We start from the raw sequence: 21431 nt of genomic DNA on the forward strand, positions 1-21431 counted from the left end.
GGTCAGGCTGCCCCACGCGCGAGGAGGCCTACCCCACCCGCTCGCCGCGGCGCGCCTGGCGCACCTTGTTTTGCCGCTCGTCGAGGATGTGGCCGAAGTTCTGCAGTAGCAACGGTTCACGCATCACCAGGTGCTCGATGTGCTCCCGGTCGATCTCCAGCGCGGTCACTTCCTCGAGCGCGTACGCGCTCGCCATGTTCGGCTGCCGAGTCAGCGCGGTCAGGCCGAGGAACGAGCCCTCGACCAGCGTGCTGATCGGCACGATCGAGCCGTCGTCGGCCATCGCGGTCAGTTGCACGCGACCGGCGACCAGGAACGTCATCCCCCTGGGCACCTGGCCGGCGTACTCCACCGTTTCGTCGGCGCCGTACCGGACCAGCTCCGCGCAGGAATGCAGCGACCGCTGTTCGTCGGCGTTCAGCCGCAAGGCCGGCGCCACCACGGTCCGCAGCGCCTTCTCCACCCGTTCGGGGGTCGAGTAATCGTCGTCGCAGTTGTCCAGGTGCAGGCCCTCCCGGCGCGCGGCGTACCAAACCCAGCGCAGAAAGGTCGACTTCGCGGCGCCATCGTCCGCCGGCGAGCTCAGCCCTAAGGAGGTGCGGTATTCGCCGCCGCCGGTGGGCACCGAGCGGGGCACGCTGTCGGGCTTGAGCTGAGGCAGTCCCAGAGCGACGCGCGAGAGCACGGCGCACACCCGGTCGGGCGGGTCGGAGGCCGCAAACGTCGTCGTGATCGCCAATTTGTGGGTGCCGACGGGGCGGCTGAGGTTCGTGAACGCCGTCGTCGCCAGCACCGAGTTCGGGGTGACCCGCATCCCACTGCCGGTGTCGATGTGCACCGCCCGCCAGTTCACTTCGACGACGCGACCCCGCGCCGTCCCGGTGTCCAGCCACTCATCGATCCGGAACGGCTGCTCGAACAGCATGAACAGGCCCGACACGATCTGCCCGACGGAGTTCTGCAGCATCAGGCCGATGACCACCGAGGTGACACCCAGCGCGGTGAACAGGCCGCCGACCCGGACGCCCCAGATATAGGACAGCATCACGACCAGGCCCACGCCGATCAACGCGAACCGCGCGACGTCCAAGAAGATGGCCGGCAATCGTGCACGCCAGCTCTCCTCGGGTGCGCCCTCGAACACGGTGGCGTTGAGCCCCGACAGCAAGAGCACCAGCACCAAAAAGCCGAACACCGTGGTGAGCAGCCGCACCGGGACGTCCCCGGCCGGGATCTGCGAGGCCTTGACAAGCAGCAGCAGCAGCGCGACGAGCGGCAGCAGGTAGTTGCGCAGCAGGCCCACCTGCCGGGCCAGGCGGCTATTGCGGCGGACGAGCGTGTGGTGCAGCTCGGTCAGAAAAATCAAGCAGATCGGAAATCCGACCGCGATACCCACCGCCCAGTAGAACCACGAGGAGCTCCACACGTGCATCATCGCTCCGACAACCGGTACATCGCCTGCTCGGTCCCGCCGACCGAGATCGTGCCCGCGGGGGTGAACTGCCGCACGTCGCGCATCGCCTCGTACACCGGGGCGCTGACGTAGATGCCGGGCTGCGGTGCGCCCCGGTGCATTTGGTAGGCCAGGCTCACCGCGGCGCCCCACATGTCGTAGACCAGGCTCGACCGGCCCACCAGACCGCTGATGACGTTGCCGGTGTTGATGCCGACCCGAAGGCCCAGATCGTGTCCGGCCTGATGGTTGAACCGATCGATGATGCGGCGCATTTCGATGGCGAAGTCGACGGTTCGGTGGATGCTGTCCAGTCGCGGCGTGATCACCCCGCAGGTCGCGAGGTAGCCGTTGTGGAACGTGCGGATCCGTTCGACGCCAAGGGTTTCGGCCGCTGAATCGAACTGTTTGAAAAGCTCGTCGACGATCCCCACCAGTTGGTCACCCGGAAGATCATTGGAGAGCTCGTCAAGCCCGGCGATGTCGGCGAAGATGATCGCGACGTCCTGGTGCTTTTGTGCGATGGTCGCCTCGCCCTCGCGGTACCGCTGGACGAGCGACTCGGGCATCAGCGCCAGCAGCAGGCGGTTGTTCTCGTTACGCTGCTCGTTGAGCAGCTCCTCCTTGATCGCCAGGTTGCGGCTCATCTCGTTGAAAGCCGCCGTGAGATCGCCGATTTCGTCGCGCGCCAGCACCGGGATGTTGATGTCGTAGTCGCCCGAGCTGATCTTGCGCGCGCCCTCCTCGAGGCGCCGGACCGGGCGCATGGCCGCCTGGGCGATGAGCATCGAGGCCACGCAGATGACGAACACCAACGCGGTGACCGCGATCACCAGGGTCTTGCTGAACCTGCCCAGCCGCGCGAACGCGTCCGAGTCGTCGCGCGTCGCCAGGATCGACCAGTGCAGGTTGGAGTTGGGGATATCCAGTGGCGCATAGGCTTCCAATTCCTTATTGCCCGTGTAATCGGTGGCGCTCATGGTGCCGGTCTCGCCGCGCTGGGCGGCCTTGAGACCCGCGGTCGCAACCGGCTGCACCAACGTCGTGCCGCCCAACTGGAGCGCCTTTTCCACCACGTCGGGCGGGGTGCCCGCGGCGATGGCCTCGCGCCGGTACTCCTGCGGATGCTGCAGGAACAGCCGTGAATCCGAACGCATCAGGTCATCGGGGCCCGCCAGATAGGTCTCGGTCGCGGCACCCATGCCGGCGGCTTCCCAGTGCTTGTTGGCGGTCATGATGTTGTTGATCTTGTCGATCGGCACCGGCAAGGCCATGACACCGGTCATCTTGCCGTTCATCCCGACCGGCGAGACCACCCACGCGGTGGGCGCGTCGAGCGCCGGCTGATAGGGCTGGAAGTCGGTGATCCAGACGAATTCCACGTCGTTGGAGCGCAGCGCCTTCTCGTACGCGTCGTGCAGATTCGATTCCCGGTAGGGGCCGGTGAGGATGTTGGTCGCGAGGTCGGGCCCCTTCCTGACGGAGTAGACGACATTGCCCTGCAGGTCCAGCAGCAGCGCGTCGCGATAATCGAAGCGGGTGACGATATCGCGCATGTAGAAATCGAAGCGGGCGTTGGCCGCCGACCACGCGCTGCCGTCGCCGGCGTCCGAGACGGGCAGCGAGTCGGGGGTCGGCCGCGGCGGCGCGGTGTAGTACGCCTGCACGTATTTCTGCGCCGGGGAGCTGGGCAGCACCGCGTTCAGATCGATGACGTCGCCGGTCGCCTTCTTGATCGGCGCGATCATCTGGGTGTTGTAGTAGTTGACCAGCTCCTGTTCTTGAGCGGGGTTGATCGTCGCGTTGCCCAGTTGGTTGAGGCCCGCGGTGAGCGCCGTGGTGGCCTCGTTGACGCTGAATCCGCCGCTGTAGACGATCAGGGAATTGGTCACCTCCCGAAACAGCGCCTGAATCTGTCTTTTCTGCGACTCGCGCAGCTCGATCAACCGCTCGGACTCGACCTGCCGCAGGGCGTTGCGGCCGGAGATGGCCCCGATCAGCCCGATCACCCCGACGCCGAGGATGCCCGACAGCAGCATCGCCACCAGGATCTTGGACTGGATGCCGAAACGAAAACGGTGCCACACCAGCGGCCGGCGCGTACCTTTGCGCGGCTTTTCGGCCGGGCCGGATTCCCCGCTGGTTTCGGAGGCGTTTTCAGACGTGTTGGCCCCGTCCGTTTTCGCGGCCGCTTCGGCGCCCTTGAGCTGGATTGATGTCACTGGCCTTTCCCTCCCTGTGACGGGATGCAGCACCGATCACGCTGCAGACTAACGCGCGCACATCACGATATTGGGGATTGCGGAAAAAGGATCAGCGTCAAATGCGCCGTGCGTGGCCCCAAGACGGCCATTGTCCGTGCCGCAATTCGGCACGACTAACGTCGGCGACATGACGCGGGTCTGCGTGGTCGGCAGCGTGAACATGGACCTGACGTTCGACGTCGATGCCCTGCCCCGCCCGGGCGAGACGCTGCTGGCGTCGTCGCTGACCTCCGCGCCCGGCGGTAAGGGCGGTAACCAGGCCGTGGCGGCGGCGCGCGCCGGAGCGCGCGCGCAGTTCGTCGGAGCCGTCGGCGACGACGCCGCCGCCGCGCGCTTGCAAGCCCACCTGCGGGCCAACGGCGTTGGGCTCGACGGGATGGTCACCGTGCCGGGGCCAAGCGGTACGGCGGTCGTCATTGTCGATGCCAACGCCGAGAACACGATCGTGGTGGTGCCCGGCGCCAACGGGCGGCTGACGCTGGCCGGCTCACGCGAGGTGATCGCCGACTGCGATGTGCTGTTGACCCAGTTGGAAATTCCGGTGCCGACGGCGGTGGCGGCGGCGCACGAAGCCCGCTCGGCGGGGGCGGCCGTCATCGTCAACGCCTCGCCCGCCGGGGGCCCCGACAGCGGCTTGGCCGAACTGGCGGCCGCCGCGGACGTGGTGATCGCCAACGAAGCCGAAGCCGAACGATGGCCTTGGCGGCCAACCCATTTGGTGGTCACCCTCGGCGCGCGCGGCGCCCGTTACACCGGCGCCGACGGCGAATTCGACGTGCCCGCACCGGCGGTCAACGCCGTCGACACCGCCGGCGCCGGCGACGTGTTCGCCGGCGTGCTGGCCGCCAACTGGCCGCGCGACCCGAGCGCAGATCCGGCGACCCGGGCCGAGCGGCTGACCGCGCTGCGACGCGCCTGCGCCGCGGGCGCACTGGCCACCCTGGTGCCCGGCGCCGGTGACTGCGCGCCGCGCGCCGACGCGATCGACGCGGCCCTGCGGGAAGTGTTTCGGTGACCGAGAGCGGTGAGGTACCCTCGCTGGCGATGACGGCGGTCATGGGAATTCGCATGCCAGCGACAGCCGCTGCCGACATGGCCCTGGTGCTGTTCGCGATCTTCGGAGTGCTCGGATTCGGCTGGCGCAGCTGGCTGCAGTATCGGCGGACCGGTTCCACCGGCTTTCGCGGCATCAGAACCGGCGGCCTGGTGGAGCGTCTCGCCGGCATCGGCTTCGTGGTGGCGCTGGCCGTGGCGGTGAGCGCGCCAATCCTGCAGGAGGCGAAGGTGGTTGGCCCGCTGCGGATGTTCAACGAGGTCTGCATCCAAACCGTCGGCATCGTGCTGGCCACGGCGGGCATCGCCGCGACGGTGTACGCGCAACTCGAGATGGGCGATTCCTGGCGGATCGGGGTTGACACCACGGAGGCCACCACGCTGGTGCACACCGGCCTGTTCGGCCGGATCCGCAACCCCATCTACGACGCGATGTTCCTCTTCGGCATCGGCATCGTCCTGGTGACGCCGAACGTCGTTGCCTTCGTGGGCCTGGTCCTGCTCGTCGCCGCCATCGAGCTGCAGGTCCGTCACGTCGAGGAACCGTACCTGTTGCGGACCCACGGCGAGGCCTATCGCGCCTATGCGGCCAGCGTGGGTCGGTTCATTCCCGGCGTCGGGCTCCTCCGCTAGCGCGCGGGCCGCGAACCCGCCACTGACCTGCGGTTGGCAGTGTCTGGCAGCATCTGGCGTCGATGTGGCAGCGGTTTGCGAGCAGTCTCGGTGGCGATCGCGATGAGCCCTCGAGAAAGGAACATCATGTCCGCTACCACGATTGACCGCACCGGTGCCCGGGACGGGTTACTTCGCCTTGCCATGCGCGCCGACGCTGCCATCAGCGCATTGGTTGGTCTGGCCGGCGTCCCGTTGGCCGGCCGGCTCGCCGAAGTCTCGGGCACCACGAAGGCGTTCGAGTACGGCATGGGCGTGTTCTTGGTCGCCTACGGCGCCGTCGTTTTCGGACTGGCCGCCAGGCGCACGGTGCGGCGCGCCGGCATGGGCGTGATCGTCGCCAACCTGCTCTACACGGCGGCCGCCGTCGTGTTCGTGATCGCGGATGTCTTCCCGTTGACGTCGACCGGGGTTGTGGTGAACTTGGCGGCCGGCGCCGGCACGCTGGTGCTGGCCGAACTGCAATACCAGGGCTGGCGTCGCATCAGGACCGAGGCCTGACGCACCACCCGCCTAGTCCTCGGGAACCTCGCGTTGGATCTCGTCGAGCCAGATGCGCGCGGACATGTCCGACGGGGCGCGCCAATCCCCGCGCGGCGACAGCGCGCCGCCATGGGACACCTTGGGGCCGTTGGGCAACGCCGATCGTTTGAACTGACTGAACGAGTAGAACCGCTGCACGAAGACGCCCAGCCAGTGCCGAATCTCCTTCAGCGAGTACGACGGTCGTTTGTCCTCGGGGAATCCTGGCGGCCAGTTGCCCTGCTCCGGGTCGCTCCAGGCGTGCCACGACAGGAATGCGATCTTCGATGGCCGGAATCCGAACCGCAGCACGTGGAACAGCGAGAAGTCTTGCAGGGCATAGGGTCCGACTTTGTCCTCGCTGCTCTGCAGCTCCTCCTCCTCGCCGCTGGGAACGAGCTCCGGGGAGATTTCGGTGTCCAGCACCGACTGCAGCACATCGGTCACGTCGGATTCGAATTGGCCGGAAGAAATGACCCAGCGGATCAGGTGCTGGATCAGCGTCTTGGGGACCCCGCCATTGACGTTGTAGTGCGACATCTGGTCGCCGACGCCGTAGGTGGACCAGCCCAGCCCCAGCTCGGAGAGGTCGCCGGTGCCCAGCACGATCCCGCCGCGCTGGTTGGCCAGCCGGAATAGGTAATCGGTGCGCAGCCCGGCCTGGACGTTTTCGAAGGTGACGTCGTAGACCTTCTCGCCGCGCCCGAACGGGTGGTCGATCTCCTTGAACATCAGCATCGCGGTCTCGGTGATGTCGATCTCGGAGAACGTGACGCCGAGCGCGCGGCACAGCTCGATCGCGTTGCGCTTGGTGCGATCTCCCGTCGCGAAGCCGGGCAGCGTGAACGCCAGGATGTCGCTGCGCGGGCGTTCTTCGCGGTCCATCGCCCGCGCGGCGACGATCAGCGCGTGCGTCGAGTCCAGGCCGCCGGAAATGCCGATGACGATCTTCGGGTAGTCCAGCGCGCGCAGCCGCTGCTCGAGCCCCGAGACCTGGATGTTGTACGCCTCGTAGCAATCCTGTTCCAGGCGTTGGGGATCGGCCGGCACGAACGGGAAGCGCTCGATCTCGCGGCGCAGCCCGATGTCGCCGCCCGGCGGGTCGAGCCGGAACTCGATGCGCCGGAAAGACTCGGCGGACGTCCGGTGGTGGCGCCGGTTGTCGTCGAAGGTCCCCATCCGCAGCCGTTCCGACCGAAGCAGGTCGGTGTCGACGTCCGCGACGCTGCGACGTTCCCCTTTGGGGAAGCGCTCGGACGACGCGAGCAGGACGCCGTTCTCCCAGATCATGGTCTGCCCGTCCCAGGCCAGGTCGGTCGTCGACTCGCCCTCCCCCGCGGCGGCGTAGATGTAGGCGGCCAGGCACCGCGACGAGGCCGAGCGGGCCAGCAGGCAACGGTCCTCGGCGCGGCCGATCGTGATCGGGCTGCCGGACAGGTTCGCCAGCACCGTCGCCCCGGCGAGTGCCGCCTCCGCGCTCGGCGGGATCGGCACGAACATGTCCTCGCAGATCTCGACGTGCAACACGAAGTCGGGAAGGTCCGTCGCGGCGAACAGCAGATCGGGACCGAACGGGACATCGACATCGCCGACGCGGATGGTGCCGCGCTCGTCGTCCCCGGGCGCGATCTGGCGACGCTCGTAGAACTCCCGATAGGTGGGCAGGTACGACTTGGGCGCCACACCGAGCACCGCACCGCGGTGGATCACCACCGCGGCGTTGTACAGGCGATGCCGGTGGCGCAGCGGGGCGCCGACGACCAACACCGGCAGCAGGTCCGCCGATGCCGCGACGATGTCCTCGATCGCGCCTTCGACGTCGTCGAGCAACACGTCCTGCAGCACGATGTCCTCGATGGAGTACCCGGACAGCGTCAGCTCCGGGAAGACCGCCACCGCGACGCCGTCGTCGTGGCAGTCGCGCGCCAGTCGCAGGACGGACTCGGCGTTGGCCGCCGGATCGCCGATCGTGGTGTGGTGTGTGCACGCGGCGACCCGCACAAAGCCCTGGCTATAGCTGTTGTAAAAATCCATCTCACCCCCATTGTCCCCTGAGCAGTGTCAACCCGTGCCCGTCGGGTATCCCAACGGCATGAGTGACACCGCTGTCGTAGTGGTCGACATGATGAATACGTATCAGCATCCCGACGCTGAAAAGCTCATACCCAATGTCGAGAAAATCATGGACCCGCTGGCCGATCTGGTCCGCCGCGCCCGTCGGACCGACGGCGTCGACCTGGTCTACGTCAACGACAACTACGGCGATTTCACCGCCCAGTTCTCCGACATCGTCGGCTCCGGGCTCGATGGGGCGCGGCCCGATCTGGTCAAGCCCATCCTCCCGTCCGAAGAGTGCCGGGTGCTGACCAAGGTCCGCCACAGCGCCTTCTACGCGACGGCGCTCGCGTACCTGCTCGGCCGCCTGGAAACCAAGCGGTTGATCCTCACCGGGCAGGTCACCGAGCAGTGCATCCTCTACACCGCCCTCGACGCCTACGTGCGCCACTTCCCCGTCGTGATCCCCGCCGACGCCGTCGCCCACATCGACGCGGACCTGGGCAAGGCCGCGCTGAAGATGATGGAGCTGAACATGTCCGCGGAGCTCACCACCGCGGCCGACTGCCTCGGTTGACGACCTCGGTTGACAACCCGCGAGCGTGCGCGGGATGCCGGCCTGGCCGGCGTGTCCCCGGACAAACACGCACGCTCGCGCGGGGTGGCTACCCTGGAACGCGTGGAATCCCCCGAACTCGTCGCGCTGCTGGCCGGTCGGCGGGTGGCGGTGCTGACCGGGGCCGGGATCTCCACCGACTCCGGCATTCCCGACTACCGCGGCCCCGATTCGCCGCCGAGCAATCCCATGACCATCCGCCAGTTCACGTCGGATCCTGTTTTCCGGCAACGGTATTGGGCGCGCAACCACGTCGGTTGGCGGCACATGCATGACACCCCGCCCAACGCCGGGCACCGGGCGTTGGCCGCGCTGGAGCGCGCGTCGGTGGTGACCGGCGTAATCACCCAGAACGTCGACCTGCTGCACACCAAGGCGGGCAGCCGAAACGTCGTCAACCTGCACGGCACCTACGCGCGGGTGGTGTGCCTGGGCTGCGGGTACGCCCTGAGCCGCGCCGCGCTCGCCGACCAACTCGAGGCGCTCAACCCGGGTTTCATCGAGCGCGCCGAGGCGGTCGGCGGCCTGGCGGTGGCCCCCGACGCCGACGCCGCCGTTTCCGACACCGCTGCGTTTCGCTACCTCGACTGCCCGCGCTGCGGTGGGATGCTCAAGCCGGACATCGTCTACTTCGGCGAAAGCGTCCCGAAAGACGTTGTGGCCGAGGCGTTCGCACTGGTCGACCACTCCGAGGCGCTGCTGGTCGCCGGTTCCTCGCTGACCGTGTTCTCCGGCTACCGATTCGTGCGCCACGCGGCGGCGCGGGGCATGCCGGTCGCGATCGTCAACCGCGGGCCGACCCGCGGCGACGACCTGGCCACCGTGAAGGTCGACGGCGGCTGCTCCGAGTTGCTGGCGCTGCTCCTCGACGAACTGGCGCCCTTGGCCGTCCGCTAGAACGTGCAGGGCATGCTGCGGACGGCGTGAATAAAATTGCCCGCCACGTAGGTCGGCTCGCCCGCCCGGATCTCCGGCAACTGAGCGAGCAGCTCGCCGAAGATGGCGCGCAGCTGCGCGCGCGCCACCTGCGCGCCGAGGCAGAAGTGGGCGCCGCCGCCGCCCATGCCCACGTGCGGATTGGGGCTGCGGCTCAGGTCGAAACGCTCCGGATGGTCGAACGCGTCGGTGTCCCAGTTGCCGGACGAGTAAAACATCACCACCTTCTCGCCCGCCCGGATCTGTTGGCCACCCAGCTCGAAATCCGTTGCGGCCGTGCGGCGGAAGGTCATCACGGGCGTGGCCCACCGGACGAACTCCTCGACCGCCGTGCCGATTCGGTTGTCGAAATCCTCGAGCAACCACGCCCTTTGCTCGGGGAAGTCGGTGAGCGCCTTCATCGCGTGGCTGATGGTCTGCCGGGTGGTGTCGTTCCCGGCCACCGACAGCAACACGAAGAACGCCGCCACGTCCGCGTCGGTCAGCCGGTCGCCGTCCACCTCGGCGGTCACCAGGCTGGTGAACAGGTCGTCGCCGGGCCGTTCGCGTCGCTCCGCGGCCAGGGCGCCGGCCAACTGGTGCAGATACATCTGGCTCTCGAGCAGGATTTCCATCGGGTGGCGCCCGGCGAGGTAGGCCGGGTCGGCCCACGACACCATGGCGTCGGTCGTGTGTGCCACCCGCTGGCGCTCCGATTCGGGAATTCCCACCATGTCCGACAGCGTGCGGATGGGCAGCTCCTTGGCGCACAGGTCAACGAAATCGGCACCGCTGCCGGCGGCCCGCAGCTCCTCGACGATGGCCTTGGCGTTCGCCTTGATCGAGTCCTCGATGCGCCGGACCTGCCGGGGGGTGAAGGCGGCGTGGGCTAGCTTGCGCAGGGTGGTGTGCCGCGGCGGGTCCATCGCCAGGAACGACTGCGACGCCTCCAGCAGCTCCACCGGGATGCTCTCGAACATCACCCCCCGGCCGGACTGGAACACCTCGTTGTTGCGGCTGACCTCGACGATGTCGGAGCGTCGGGTGACCGCCCAATAACCGGGGTCGTCGGGATCGGGCATCAGGGCGTGCTCGACGGGGGGATGCCAGCTGACCGGCCGCTCGGCGCGCAGGACGGCGAACGAACGTTCCCGCTCCGCCGCGGTCGTGGACCAGAACGCCCGCGACGACAGGTCGATCGCGTCGTAGGCACGGGAACCGCCGGACATGCCCGCCGTCACCGTCATCGTGGCTCCTCCCTCGGTTATGACCCCGGTCACACGCTGCCACCGACACTATGCCTAGACATGATGTCTAGTCAATGTGTTAACCGCTCGGTTATGCTGGGCGGATGCCGTCGATCACCCGAAAGGCGCAGGGCAATCGCGAACACGGGCGCCAGCGGCGGCGAGAGCAACTCGAGCGCCGCCTGCTGGAGGCCACCGAGCGGCTGATGCGCGACGGCGCCAGTTTCACGGAGCTCAGCGTGGACCGGCTGTCGAGCGAGGCCGGCATTTCGCGGGCCAGCTTCTACATCTACTTCGAAGACAAGGGCCAGCTGCTGCGCCGCCTGGCCGGCCAGGTGTTCGCCGACCTCGCCGACAGGGCGGACCGCTGGTGGAGCGTGGCGTGGCGGCACGACCCCGCGGACGTCCGCGCCGCGACCGCGGGCATCGTCGCCGGCTACCGGCGTCATCAACCGGTGCTCGTCGCGCTCAACGAGATGGCCGGCTACGACCCGCTGGTCGCGGCCACCTATCGCAACCTGTTGACCGCCATCACCGGGCGGCTGACCCGCGTCATCGAGGACGGCCAGGCCGACGGCTCCATCCGCCCGGAACTGCCCGCCACCGCCACGGCCAGCGCACTGACGTGGATGGTCGAGCGGGCGTGCCACCAGAATCTTCCGACCGCTCCGGACTCCTACGACGCGGAGCTGGCCGAGGCATTGGCCCAAATCATCTGGGGCGCGCTGTATCTCAAGCCGATACCGTCGAGCTGATCTGTTAACGGCTCCCCACCGATGCGGAGTCTGTGCGCGGGATGTCGCGTTCATCGCGGGCGAACCTCCCAGCTCCCGTTCGTTTCAATGGGCGTGCTTCCGGCCCGGACGCAGGCCTGATAAAACAGGGCACCCATGTCGCGTGGTCCGACAAAATAGCCTTCCGCAGTGTGCCAGCGGTTGAAGAACAAGACGACGCGCTCCTCATCGACCCGTGGAAAGAGGACACTGCCCAGCCATGTCCAAGTCGTTGGCCGCGTGTCGCGATAGAGCACCATCATGCTCGGATAGTTCAACGCACCACTTTGGGTAGTGTGCATCCGGATGTAGCGATAACGGCTGGGGGCGAAGGGAATTCTGACGTCACCGCGTATCAGGGTGATAGTGCCGTATTTGTCGACCTCGCAGCCCTGGACCGCCCGTTTCGGGCGCACGTACGCCAGGACTGCCAACAATAGCGGGGCAGCCGCCGCTGGCACTGCTATCGGCAGCGGCAGTCCGATCATCATGGGGACAGCCACGACAACGCCGGGGATCACCCCCAGCCACGCGCCCGCGGATTTGAAGTGCAGGAGGCCGACGACGTCCGCGGTCGTCACAGCGGGACCCCTTGGCCGCCTCTGGAATAGAGTTGGTTGGCCGGGCGCCGCAGGTCTCGGCGTGTAGCTATTCCGGAAGCGGGGGTGCAGGCTTATCAGCACACCTACGACAGCGAAGACCACACACGCCGACACGCCTGGCAACCAAACCGGCACGTTCGATGCCACGGCCGGGGTTGTCTTCATCGACGCCACCCACGGCGAATTCGGGGTCGAGCCCATTTCCACTGTCCTCCAGATGATGTGGGCTCGGGGCTCGGATGGATGAGCCGACGACCGTTCAAGCCGTTAAGCCTTGCACGGAGGTTTCGGGGGCCAGCCAGGCCCGTAATTGCACTCCATAGGGCCCTGTGCCACCTCGCCGATGGGCAAACTCGGGTCCAATAGCCGGGGATTGTGCCAGTCGTGGCACGCAGTCATATCCCAATCCCCGACAACATGTCCGGGTAAGGGCTGCCCTGGACACCAACAGCTGGGTTGTGTGCAACCGGGTGGGTAGGCCTCGGCGGTGCCCGCGGCCAGAGCCATCCCGGCCACCGCGACACCGCCCGACAGCAACGTCCCGGTAATGATTCGGTTCAGGGTGCGAAAGGTGTTCATGGTGGCGACTTTCGGTTATCACATCTAGTTCCATCACGCTTCCTCGTGCGATTGGACAGATGGGTCGCGGCGGGTATCTGGTGTGCGTTATTCCGGTGAACACGGGCGTGTACGGGCCGCTGCGGCGATAGACTTTTAGCCGCATCTGGACCGATGTGGATTTTGCTGGTGTCGCAGCAGTTGCCCGCGCACGCCCAGTTCGTAGTGTGGGCGGGCGACTGGCCGCGGCGCATGGGCAAATTTGCCTATTTTGGTCGACGGCCGCCCGCCGCGGTCTCGACTCAACCGAACAGTCCCGAAAGGCGGAAGGCTCAGAGGCCGGTGAGGACGCTGCTCGAGCGTGACGTGGTGCTGGCCGAGTTGGCTGGGTTGGGTCGGCGCGTGGCCGGCGGCGCCGGTCAGGTGGTGTTGTTGCGGGGGCCGGCCGGGGTGGGCAAGACCGCGGTCATCGACCGGTATGTCGAACAGTGGGGCCGGAAGGTGCAGGTGTTGCGGGGCTGGTGTGATCCGCTGTCGGCGCCGCGGCCGTTGGGGCCGCTGATCGACATGGCGGCCCAGCTGCCGGCCGACCAGGCGGCCGGGTTGGTAGCGGTGATCAATCGCGGTGAGCCCGAGGCGATTTACGCGGCGCTGTTGCGGCTGCTTGGTGTGGGTCACCCCTGGGTGTGTGTGATCGAGGATTTGCATTGGGCCGACGGAGCCACGCTGGATCTGCTGCGCTTCTTGGCCCGTCGTATCGGTAGCCTGCCGGTGCTGCTGATCGTGTCGTATCGCGACGACGAGGTCGGGCCCGCCCACCCGTTGGCGGTGGCGCTGGGCGATGTGGCGACGTGTGTCGCGGTCACCCGCGTCGAGGTGCGGCCGCTGAGCCGACGCGCTGTTGAGGTGCTGGCCGCCGGCAGCGGTGTGAACGCCGAGCTGCTGCACCAGCTCACTGGCGGGAATGCATTTTTTGTCACCGAAGTCCTGGCTGCCGGCCGCGATGCTTTGGGCGGGAATGCGTTGCCGCGCAGCGTGTCCGAGGCAGTGTGGGGCAGGTTGGGGCGGTTGACGCCGGCCGCGCGCGACGCCGCCTACGCCGTCGCGGTGTGCGGTCCGTGGATCGATGCGGACGTGGTTACCGTGGTGTGTCCGGGCGCGGCGCTGGACGAATGCTTGGCCGCGGGAGTTCTTGTCCCTGACGGCGCAGCGGTGGGGTTTCGGCATGAGTTGGCCCGCCGCGCCACGTTGAACCACATCCCCGACCACCAGCGCCGCCTGTTGCATGCCCGCGCGTTGGCTGTGCTGGCCGAAGATCCGGTTACGCCGGATACGTTGGGGGCATTGGCATTTCATGCCGATCAGGCCGGCGATGACGAGGAAGTCGTGCGGCATGGCGTGGCGGGCGCCAAGCGGGCCTCAGCGCTCGGCGCCAACCGACAGGCCGCCGATTTATACGCGCTGGTGCTGCGCCATGCCGAAACCGCATCACGCGAGCAGACGGTCGAGTGGCTGGAAGGCCACGCATTCGCCAGCTACCTCAGCGGGTCGGTCGAGGACGCGGCGGCGTCCTGGCGAGCGGCCATCATGCTACGCCGTGAGATGGGCGACCGGCCCGGAGAAGGCGACGACCTGCGCTGGCTGTCACAGGTGCTGTGGCCGCTGGGCCACGTGACCGAGGCCGCCGAGGCCGGGCGCGCGGCGCTGCGGCTGCTCGAAGAGCTCGGCCCGTCTGAAGAACTGGCCTGGGCGCTGGTCAATGCGGCGGTGTTGGCGGCACACACCTACGACCCGGCGTGCGCGGACTATGCGGCCCGAGCCGTAGCGCTCGGCAGCGAGCTGGGCGAGCGCGCGGTCGTGATCAGGGCCCGTGGGGCGGCGGCGGTGGCCACCGTGTGTCGCAGCGACACTGGGTGGGACGAGTTGGAGGCAGTATGGCGCGACGCGATCGCATTGCCAGGACTTGCCGAGCACGCTGGGATGATCGGAGCGTCCCTGTCCGTTTTCGCGGCCCTGCACTACCAGCTGGGTCGCACCGAGGGCTACATCGCCGACACGATTACGTTCTGCGCCGACCACGACTTGGGCATGTTCCAGCTCCTGGCCGTCGCCGCCGACGGGCTTGTGCAGCTGCACCGCGGCGATTGGGACCGTGCTGCAGCGCTCGCCGAGCACGTGCTGACCCGGCCCGGGCTGGCCCCGGTGCATCGAATCCTGGCGGTTATCACTGCAGCGTTGATCATGGCGCGCCGCGGGCAGCGACCCGTCGGGCCGCTGCTCGACGAGGCGCTCGGATGTACGGAACCTAATGACTTCTTCCGTCTTGGGCCGGTGTGGGCCGCGCGCGCCGAGGCGGCGTGGCTGGCCGGCGATGACGACACCGCGCGCGCCGAGGCGCACAAGGGGCTGGTGTGCGCCACCGGTGTGATGGCCGATCCATGGCTGGCGGGCTCACTGCGCCGCTGGGCCCACCTAACCGGCGGCACGCCAGACGCGCCCGGGGCGGTCGACAGCGTCACACCGTTCCGTTTTGAAGTCAGTGGCGATTGGCTGGCCGCCGCCGCCGAGTGGACCCGACTGGGTTGCCCCTACGACGCTGCCATCGCCCAACTGAGCGGCGACATCGAAGCCGTGGAGGTCGCGCTGACCACCTTCCGCGGGCTCGGTGCCCGCGCCGCCACGCGGCGCGCCCAACAACGGTTGGCCCAGCTGCGTGGGCGCACCCACAGCGGGCGGCGCGCCGACACCCTGGCCGACCCCTACCAGCTGACCCGGCGCCAACGTGATGTGCTCGCGCTGCTCGTCGCCGGCCATAGCGACGCGAACATCGCGACCAAGCTGTGCATCAGTCCTAGAACCGCCGCCCACCACGTGGAAGCCATCCTGACCAAACTCGGCGTCAACAACCGGACCCAAGCAGCCGCCGTCTACAAGGTAGAGACCGCAGCGGGCGGTCGTCGATCAAAATAGGCAAATTTGCCCATGCGCCGCGGCGCGTCGCCCGTCCATACTGCGAACGCGGGCGTCGATCCGATGGCGCACCACCACCATGGGGGAACGAAGATACTGTCAACCCCGCGGCGGCCTTGGCATTTGGGGAGGATTACTCGATTCCAGATCGACGACGGGTCACCTCACCGGCGGTCGGCGGAAACGTAGGAGGCCACGATGGCGAATTTTGCGGTGTTGCCGCCGGAAATCAATTCTCTGCTGATGTTCAGTGGTGCCGGTTCGGCGCCGATGCTTGAGGCGGCGGCAGCCTGGGAGGGCCTGGCTTCGGAGTTGGGGTCGGCGGCGTCGTCATTTTCCGCCGTTACCTCGGGGCTCGCCGGCCAAGCCTGGCAGGGCCCGGCGTCTGCGGCCATGGCGGCCGCGGCGGCACCCTATAGCGGATGGTTGAGCGCCGCGGCGGCGCAGGCTTCCGGTGCGGCCGGGCAAGCCCTGGCTGTGGTTAGCGCGTTCGAGGCGGCCCGGGCCGCGACGGTGCAGCCGCTCATGGTCGAGCTCAATCGCAATTCCCTTGTGCAGATGGTGATGTCGAACTGGTTTGGGCTCAACGCGCCGGCGATCGCCGAACTGGAGGGCGACTACGAGGCGATGTGGGCCCAAGACGTGGCGGCGATGGTCGGCTATCACGGCGGCGTTTCGGCGGCTGCCGCGCAGCTGATGCCCGCGCAGACCCTGCAGGACATCCTCGCCACCCTGCCCAACATCGGAATCGGGAACAAGGGGAACGCCAACCTGGGCAACGGCAACACCGGCATTGCCAACCTCGGTAGCGGAAACACCGGCAACAACAACATCGGCGGCGGGAACGGCTTTGCGGGCGTGACGGCCAATGGGAATATCGGCTCCGGGAACCAGGGCAATGGAAACATCGGATTCGGCAACGGTTCCAACCCGGCTCTGGGTACCGATGCTGGCCACAATGTGGGCTTCGGCAACGCCGGCAGCAACAATTGGGGCTTCGGCAACGCCGGGGACGGGAACCGGGGCGTCGGAAACAGCGGCAACAACAACATCGGCGGCGGAAACGCCGGCAACAACAACATCGGCGGCGGGAACACCGGCAGCAACGACGTTGGCTTCGGGCTTGCCGGCAGCAACGAAATCGGTATCGGCAACACCTATTTCAACACCGCCACCAACCAGTTCAGCTTCGGCGGACTGAACTCGGGCAGCGGCAACATCGGGATCGGCAACTCGGGTACCGGCAACATCGGCTTCTTCAACTCCGGCAGCGGCAACGTCGGCTTCCTCTCCACGGGCACCAACATCCATTTCCCGGGCCAGCTCAACAGCTTTGGCTTCGGGAACGCGGGCGCCGGCAACATCGGCTTCGGCAACGCGGGCGACTGGAATTTCGGCTTTGGGAACTCGAGCAACGTCAACACCGGTTTCGGAAACTCGGGCGGACTTGACACCGGCTTCGGCAACGGCGGCGCTTTCAACACCGGGTTCTGGAACTCCGGCAACGTCAACACAGGCTGGGGAGATTCCGGCAGCATCAACACGGGCGCGTGGAATTCGGGGCTGGTCAATACGGGCTTCGGCTTCACCACCGACACCGGCGCCAGCCACTCGGGATTCAACAACACCGGCACAAATGTTTCCGGGATCAACAACACCGGCACGAGCGGATTCGTCTCGGGCCTCTTCAACACCGTCGTCGGCGGGGGTGCAATCTCCGGGATTGGCAACACCGGCGTCCCCACGTTCAACCCTCTCTTTAGAGGCTCGGACTCCGGCTTCTTCAACACGGGCACCGACCTGGCGGGTTTCTTCAGCCTCGCTCGACTGCTGGCGGGTTAGGGACGGTCGCATAGCAATCCCGCGAGTCCCGCGACCCTACGGACTTCATTCCGCGCCGCCGATAACACCCGACTCTGTCGTTAGCATCGCGACACCTTTACCGGTCACCTGCCGCGGGTTGAGTTGCACCGAAAGTGATGTCACTGCTAACCGGAGGCGACATCATCACCAGCAACAACACACACTGATCTCACTTTAATGTCATTTATGACATTAAAGTGACGCCGAATCTGGGAACCCACAGCACCAGAACTGAGAACCGATTTGAATTGCGATCCCTCCCTGGCGACCCGTTGCCGTCGAGTAGCCTGCGAGTCTATTGGGCACGTCCTGTGACCAGGGCAACATAGTTAGTGGGCTAACTATTAGGGTACCATACGAATATGGCCGCGCCGACCGCACCGGAAATCGACCCACTTGCGCTCGAGCAGCAGGTGTGTTTCGCGCTGAGCATCACCAACCGCGCCGTTCTGGCCGTCTACCGGCCGCTGCTGGAGCCGCTGGGACTGACCCATCCCCAATATCTGGTGATGCTGACGCTCTGGGATCATCACAAGACACCAGCGGGACGGCAGAAACCGCTGTCGGTCAAGGAGATCGCCGCCACGTTGCAGATGGATTCGGCCACGCTGTCACCGATGCTCAAGCGCCTGGAGGCGCTCGGCCTGGTCACCCGCACCCGCAACGCCGACGACGAGCGTTCGACCGACGTCAAGCTCACCGCCGGCGGCACCGCCCTGCGCCGGCGCGCGCTGCAGATCCCGCCGGCCGTGGTCGCACGGCTGGACGTCGACATGGACGAGCTGCGGCACCTGCACCAGGTGCTAACCCGGATCAACGCCGCCGCCCTGGCAGCCGGCGCCCTACAGACCTAAACCACTAGGAGCCCTCATGACCAGCACCAAACCCAACCCCTGGCAATACATCGCCTACTCGTACGGGCGGCAGCTACCCGATTCGATGCGCGACTGGGTCGCCAACGATCTGGCGGGCCAAGGCGCCGTGCGCCGGCACATGATCCGGTGGGCCATCCCGCCGCTGTTCGTTCTCGCACCCTTCTGGCTGCTGCCCGCGTCGCTGTACGTGCATACCGAGATGACGGTGCCGCTCTACATCTGGGCCCTGCTGATTTCGCTTGCGCTGAACAAGGTCTGGCGCCGCCACCGGCTGGCGCAACATGGCCTCAACCCGAACCTGGTCGACGTGCTCAAAAACAAGAAGCAGGCCAAGATGCACGAGGACTACGCCCGCCGCTACGGCCCGCGCCCCGAATCGGCCGCGTGGCAGGACAACAGCAACCCGTTTACCTAAGCCGGCTACACCGCGACCAGGTCGTCGGCGTGCACCGCGGGCCGGCGCAGCTCGCCGGGCAGGTCGGACGTCGACCGCCCCATCATCGTGGCCAGTTCCGTGGCGTCGTAGGCGACCACGCCGCGCGCCACCATGGTCGTGTCTGGTCCGCGCAGTTCGACCACGTCGCCGGCGTAGAACCGCCCAGAGACCGTGGTGATCCCCGCGGCCAGCAGCGAGCGGCGCTGCCGCAGCACGGCGCGCACCGCCCCCTCGTCCAGGGTCAGCGAACCGGCCGCCTCGGCGGCGTACCGCACCCAGAACCGGCGGGCCGACATCCGGTCCGCCCGTGCCGCGAACACCGTCCCGGTTGAGGCGTCGGTGAGCGCGGTCGCGGCGTCGGACGCGGCGGCCAGCAGCACCGGGACCCCGGCGTCGGCGGCCAGCAGCGCCGAGGACATCTTGGACGCCATGCCGCCGGTGCCCAGGTCGCTGCCCGGGCCGGCGACCACACCGGCCAGGTCCGCCGAGCCGGACACCTCGGGAATGAACTTGGCGCCCTTCATCTTTCGCGGATCGGCGTCGTAGAGCCCGTCGATGTCGGAGAGCAGCACCAACGCCTCGGCCCCGACCAGGTGGGCCACCAGCGCCGAGAGCCGGTCGTTGTCGCCGAACCGGATCTCGTTGGTGGCCACGGTGTCGTTTTCGTTGACGATCGCCACCGCGTGCAGCGCGCGCAGCCGGTCCAGGGTGCGCTGGGCGTTGGTGTGTGAGGCCCGCACCGAGATGTCGTGCGCGGTCAAAAGCACCTGCCCGACGGTGCGGCCGTAGCGGGCGAACGCCGCGCTCCACGAGTTCACCAGCGCCACCTGTCCGACGCTGGCCGCGGCCTGCTTGGTGGCGAGATCCTTTGGGCGGCGGGATAATCCGAGCGGCTCGATGCCGGCGGCGATCGCGCCTGAGGAGACGATGACCACGTCGGTGCCCGCCTTCATCCGGGCCTCGATCGCGTCGGCCAGCCCGGCCAGCCGGCCGCCGTCGAACACCCCGGCCGGGGTGGTCAGCGCGTTCGTCCCGACCTTGACCACGAGGCTGCGCGCGGTGCGGATGGCGTCGCGATGTGCGCTCACGACGAGTCACCGCGTTCGCGCCGCCGACGGCGGGCCGCCTTGCGCTCGGCGGCGCCGGCACGTTCGGTGCGTTCCAGCCGCGCGTCGGTGCCCCGGCCCGACAACGCGACGTGCTGTCCCGCGGGGGTTTGCGGCTCCCAGTCGAAGGTCATCTCCCCGATGGTCACGGCGCAGCCCGTCCGCGCGCCGAGCCGCAGCAGTTCGTCCTCGACCCCGAGACGCGCCAGGCGATCGGCCAGGTAACCCACCGCTTCGTCGTTGTCGAAATTGGTCTGCCCCACCCAGCGCTCGGGCCGCGCGCCGGTGACCACGAAGCCGCCCTCGCCGTCCGGCTCGACGGTGAAGCCGCTGTCGTCGACGGGCACCGGGCGAATCACCGGGCGCCGCGGCACGATCTGCGGCCGTGCGGCGTTGTACTCCGAGACCATGTGCCATAGCCCAAAGATCAAGGGCTGCAATCCCTCCCGCGCGACGGTCGACACCAGGAAAACGGGCCAGCCGCGCTCGGCGATCTCGTCGCGGACGAATTCGGCCAGTTCGCGGCCCTCGGGCACGTCGATCTTGTTGAGCACCACCGCGCGCGGCCGCTCGGCGAGGTCGCCCAGCGCCGCGTCCGCCTGCAGCGTCGGGGTGTAGGCGGCGAGCTCGGCCTCCAGCGCGTCGATGTCGGAGATGGGGTCGCGCCCGGGTTCGGCGGTGGCGCAGTCGACGACGTGCACCAGCACGGCGCACCGCTCGATGTGCCGGAGAAATTCCAGGCCCAGGCCGCGGCCCTGCGACGCACCCGGGATCAGGCCCGGCACATCGGCGATCGTGAACGTGTGCTCCCCCGCCGACACCACGCCGAGATTGGGCACCAGCGTGGTGAACGGGTAGTCGGCGATTTTCGGTTTGGCCGCCGAGATCGCCGACACCAGCGAGGATTTGCCGGCCGAGGGGAACCCGATCAGCCCCACGTCCGCGACGGTCTTGAGCTCCAGCGTCAGGTCGCGGGACTGCCCCGGTTCCCCGAGCAGCGCGAAGCCCGGGGCCTTGCGGGCGCGCGAGGCCAGCGCGGCGTTGCCCAGGCCGCCGCGGCCCCCGGCGGCCGCCTCGAACCGGGTGCCCGCGCCCACCAGGTCGGCGAGCAGCCGGCCGTTTTCGTCCAGCACCACGGTGCCGTCGGGGACCTTGACCTCCAGGTCCGAGCCGGCGGCGCCGTCGCGGTTGTTGCCCATCCCCTGCTTGCCCGAGGGCGCGGTGACGTGCGGATGGAAATGGAAGTCCAGCAGGGTGTGCACCTGCGGGTCGACGACCAGGACGATGCTGCCGCCGCGGCCGCCGTTGCCCCCATCGGGGCCGCCGAGCGGCTTGAATTTCTCGCGGTGCACGGACGCGCAGCCGTTTCCGCCGGAACCCGCCCGAGCGTGGATGACGACGCGGTCGACGAACCGGGGCATCGAGGGTCCTCTCAACTGCCGCGGGCGCGA

General features: G+C 67.8%; 17 protein-coding genes. 10 read left to right on the forward strand and 7 right to left on the reverse strand.

The window, feature by feature from the left end:
* Positions 1–28 precede the first annotated feature (28 nt).
* Both A5673_RS06160 and A5673_RS06165 read right to left on the reverse strand, forming a co-directional pair.
* Positions 29–1432 (reverse strand): mechanosensitive ion channel domain-containing protein, encoded by a 1404-nt coding sequence (locus tag A5673_RS06160; RefSeq protein ID WP_068228623.1) that lies wholly within the window; start codon positions 1430–1432, stop codon positions 29–31.
* Complete coding sequence (locus A5673_RS06165) at positions 1432–3543, reverse strand: adenylate/guanylate cyclase domain-containing protein (protein WP_369806464.1); 2112 nt, start codon at positions 3541–3543, stop codon at positions 1432–1434. The genes A5673_RS06160 and A5673_RS06165 overlap by 1 nt, the downstream gene beginning before the upstream one ends.
* Before the next feature lie 301 nt (positions 3544–3844).
* Here A5673_RS06165 and A5673_RS06170 point away from each other — a divergent pair, with 301 nt between their 5' ends.
* The 3 genes from A5673_RS06170 to A5673_RS06180 all read left to right on the forward strand — a co-directional run bounded on the left by A5673_RS06170 (position 3845) and on the right by A5673_RS06180 (position 5943).
* Positions 3845–4732 (forward strand): ribokinase, encoded by an 888-nt coding sequence (locus A5673_RS06170; RefSeq protein ID WP_068228626.1) that lies wholly within the window; start codon positions 3845–3847, stop codon positions 4730–4732.
* A gap of 53 nt (positions 4733–4785) precedes the next feature.
* On the forward strand, positions 4786–5403 hold the full coding sequence (locus tag A5673_RS06175) for an isoprenylcysteine carboxylmethyltransferase family protein (RefSeq protein ID WP_068228629.1): 618 nt from the start codon (positions 4786–4788) through the stop codon (positions 5401–5403).
* 126 nt (positions 5404–5529) lie between these two features.
* A complete protein-coding gene (locus A5673_RS06180) occupies positions 5530–5943 on the forward strand; it encodes a hypothetical protein (RefSeq protein ID WP_068228562.1) in 414 nt (137 codons plus the stop codon).
* A gap of 12 nt (positions 5944–5955) precedes the next feature.
* Here A5673_RS06180 and A5673_RS06185 read toward each other — a convergent pair whose 3' ends face one another.
* The gene (locus tag A5673_RS06185) at positions 5956–7998 is read right to left on the reverse strand and encodes an NAD(+) synthase (protein WP_068228564.1); all 2043 of its coding nucleotides are present in this window, start codon (positions 7996–7998) and stop codon (positions 5956–5958) included.
* Between the two features lie 58 nt (positions 7999–8056).
* On the opposite strand from A5673_RS06185, the gene A5673_RS06190 reads away from it, so the two are divergent.
* On the forward strand, positions 8057–8596 hold the full coding sequence (locus tag A5673_RS06190) for a cysteine hydrolase family protein (protein WP_068228632.1): 540 nt from the start codon (positions 8057–8059) through the stop codon (positions 8594–8596).
* Between the two features lie 102 nt (positions 8597–8698).
* Positions 8699–9532: a Sir2 family NAD-dependent protein deacetylase gene (locus tag A5673_RS06195; protein WP_068228634.1), complete on the forward strand. Its 834-nt coding sequence runs from the start codon at positions 8699–8701 to the stop codon at positions 9530–9532.
* Here the strand turns inward: A5673_RS06195 and A5673_RS06200 are convergent.
* A complete protein-coding gene (locus A5673_RS06200) occupies positions 9529–10797 on the reverse strand; it encodes a cytochrome P450 (protein WP_068228567.1) in 1269 nt (422 codons plus the stop codon). The two genes, A5673_RS06195 and A5673_RS06200, sit on opposite strands and share 4 nt — an antisense overlap.
* A gap of 104 nt (positions 10798–10901) precedes the next feature.
* On the opposite strand from A5673_RS06200, the gene A5673_RS06205 reads away from it, so the two are divergent.
* Positions 10902–11552: a TetR/AcrR family transcriptional regulator gene (locus tag A5673_RS06205; protein WP_068228569.1), complete on the forward strand. Its 651-nt coding sequence runs from the start codon at positions 10902–10904 to the stop codon at positions 11550–11552.
* Between the two features lie 50 nt (positions 11553–11602).
* On the opposite strand, the gene A5673_RS06210 is transcribed toward A5673_RS06205, so the two are convergent.
* Entirely contained in the window at positions 11603–12151 is a 549-nt protein-coding gene (locus A5673_RS06210; protein WP_068228572.1) for a hypothetical protein, read from the reverse strand.
* Between the two features lie 921 nt (positions 12152–13072).
* Between A5673_RS06210 and A5673_RS06215 the strand changes: the two genes are divergently transcribed.
* The 4 genes from A5673_RS06215 (at position 13073) to A5673_RS06230 (ending at position 18853) form a co-directional block, all read left to right on the forward strand.
* Complete coding sequence (locus A5673_RS06215; protein ID WP_231970904.1) at positions 13073–15700, forward strand: AAA family ATPase; 2628 nt, start codon at positions 13073–13075, stop codon at positions 15698–15700.
* Between the two features lie 198 nt (positions 15701–15898).
* Positions 15899–17542: a PPE family protein gene (locus A5673_RS06220; protein ID WP_068228574.1), complete on the forward strand. Its 1644-nt coding sequence runs from the start codon at positions 15899–15901 to the stop codon at positions 17540–17542.
* Positions 17543–17925: 383 nt separating this feature from the next.
* Positions 17926–18417 carry a MarR family winged helix-turn-helix transcriptional regulator gene (locus A5673_RS06225; protein WP_068228577.1) on the forward strand — a complete coding sequence of 164 codons (492 nt, stop codon included), beginning with the start codon at positions 17926–17928 and terminating at the stop codon, positions 18415–18417.
* Between the two features lie 16 nt (positions 18418–18433).
* The gene (locus A5673_RS06230) at positions 18434–18853 is read left to right on the forward strand and encodes a DUF5313 domain-containing protein (RefSeq protein ID WP_068228580.1); all 420 of its coding nucleotides are present in this window, start codon (positions 18434–18436) and stop codon (positions 18851–18853) included.
* A 5-nt stretch (positions 18854–18858) separates the two neighbouring features.
* Here the strand turns inward: A5673_RS06230 and proB are convergent, their stop codons facing one another.
* Both proB and obgE read right to left on the reverse strand, forming a co-directional pair.
* Complete coding sequence (gene proB / locus A5673_RS06235; RefSeq protein ID WP_068228583.1) at positions 18859–19962, reverse strand: glutamate 5-kinase; 1104 nt, start codon at positions 19960–19962, stop codon at positions 18859–18861.
* On the reverse strand, positions 19959–21401 hold the full coding sequence (gene obgE / locus A5673_RS06240; RefSeq protein WP_068228586.1) for a GTPase ObgE: 1443 nt from the start codon (positions 21399–21401) through the stop codon (positions 19959–19961). The genes proB and obgE overlap by 4 nt, the downstream gene beginning before the upstream one ends.
* Positions 21402–21431 lie beyond the last annotated feature (30 nt).

This window comes from Mycobacterium sp. E3198 (genome assembly GCF_001667015.1).
GTDB lineage: Bacteria > Actinomycetota > Actinomycetes > Mycobacteriales > Mycobacteriaceae > Mycobacterium.